This is a genomic window from Tritonibacter horizontis (assembly GCF_001518015.1).
GTDB lineage: Bacteria > Pseudomonadota > Alphaproteobacteria > Rhodobacterales > Rhodobacteraceae > Epibacterium > Epibacterium horizontis.
In genome coordinates, this window is sequence record NZ_LPUY01000039.1 from 1 (window position 1) to 1,403 (window position 1,403).

At 70.5% G+C, this 1,403-nt stretch carries 2 protein-coding genes and 1 pseudogene; all 3 read right to left on the reverse strand.

Annotated features, from left to right (window positions below):
- Window positions 1-447: pseudogene (locus TRIHO_RS06040) on the reverse strand (hypothetical protein); the annotation flags it as partial.
- On the reverse strand, window positions 444-857 hold the full coding sequence (locus tag TRIHO_RS06045) for an ExbD/TolR family protein (RefSeq protein WP_068241268.1): 414 nt from the start codon (window positions 855-857) through the stop codon (window positions 444-446). The gene TRIHO_RS06045 and the pseudogene TRIHO_RS06040, both read right to left, overlap by 4 nt.
- The gene (locus TRIHO_RS06050; protein ID WP_068241270.1) at window positions 854-1,294 is read right to left on the reverse strand and encodes an ExbD/TolR family protein; all 441 of its coding nucleotides are present in this window, start codon (window positions 1,292-1,294) and stop codon (window positions 854-856) included. Before TRIHO_RS06050 ends, TRIHO_RS06045 begins: the two co-directional genes overlap by 4 nt.
- Between the last annotated feature and the right edge of the window lie 109 nt (window positions 1,295-1,403).

Genomic DNA, 1,403 nt, shown 5'->3' on the forward strand with positions numbered 1-1,403 from the left:
GGCCGCGGTCAGGGCGGTGCCGGTCGCGGTGGTTTCGACCAGGGCAGGGGACGATGTCGTGCTGGCGGCGAGCGGCATGTCGGCGGGCGCGGCTGGGGCGAGGGACTGGCCCTCGGTGGGGGCACTGGCGACCGAGGCGGGGCGCGCGGGGATCGGCTGTGCGGTGGACTGCGGCACCTGACCGGACTGGATCTGATCGCCGTCGGCGGGGCTCTGCGGTATCGGGTCGCCCTCGGCCGGGCTGGGCACGGCCTCGCTGCGGGGCAGGCTTTGTGCGGTCATGTCCAGCGTCGTCTCGGGGCGGTCCTGGTCGGGCACCGGTTGCGGCTGCAGGCTGAGCAGCACCGTGAGGGCCAGCGCGAGATTGGCCAGCACCGACCCGGTCAGCCCCAGCCCCCAGGTGGCAAGGCCAGAGCGCCGGGGCGGCGGCGGATCGGCCAGGATCATTGCGCCACCTCACGACCGGGAGAGACAACCAGCACGATGTCGTCAAACCCCAGCTCTTCGGCGCGCGACACCAGCGGCAGCACGCGGCGCAGCTCTGCCGCCTGATGGGCGTTGATCCGCAGTTGCAGGCCGGGGGCGCTGGCAAGCTTTGCGCGCAGGCTGGCGTCCAGATCGGCCTCGGTCAGTTCTGTGCCATCCAGCGCCAGCGCGCCCTCAACCGAGACCGACAGGGTCGCCCCGCCGGCGGGAAGGTCCTGGCCGGATTGGGCGGTGGGCGGCGTGACCTCAAACGGGGCGGTGGCATCCATGCGGCCAATCAGCATGAAAAACACCAGGAGGAAAAACACTACGTCGATCAAGGCAGTGATCGGCTCTCCGGTGGGGCTGCGCGGCGGGCGTTGCAGCTTCATGGCCGCCCCTCCAGCCGCAGGACCTGCAACCGCTGCACATTGGCGGCGGCGGCAATGTCGAGGACGGTAACCAGCGCCTGTGTGGTGGCGGCCCCGGAGGGCAGGATCAGCACCCGGGCCAGCGGATCGACGGCAAGGGCCGCCTCCAGCGCGTGCCGCAGCTCTTCCGGGGTCTGGGGGCGTCCGCGTAACCCAAGCTGCCCGTCGGCCCCCAGCCGGATCATCAGCGTCTGGCCGGTTTGCGCCGCATCGCTGGCGTCGCTTACCGATTGGTCAGCGGCGGCGGCATCATCCTGCTGCGGGCTTTTGGCGGCGATCATGTCGAGGTCGAGATAGGTGGAGGTCACCATGAAGAACACCAGCAGGATCAACAGCACGTCGATCATCGGAACCAGAGAAATGAGGCCGGTCGCAGAAGCAGGGCGTGTCAGTCTCATGGTGTGCTCATGTTCTGGGGCGCGGGGCCTTTCCGGTGGGCGGAACGGTCGGTGAAACGGGCGAATGACCGGGGGCCGCGGGGGGGGCGGCGCGGGCGGCCTCCGTGGC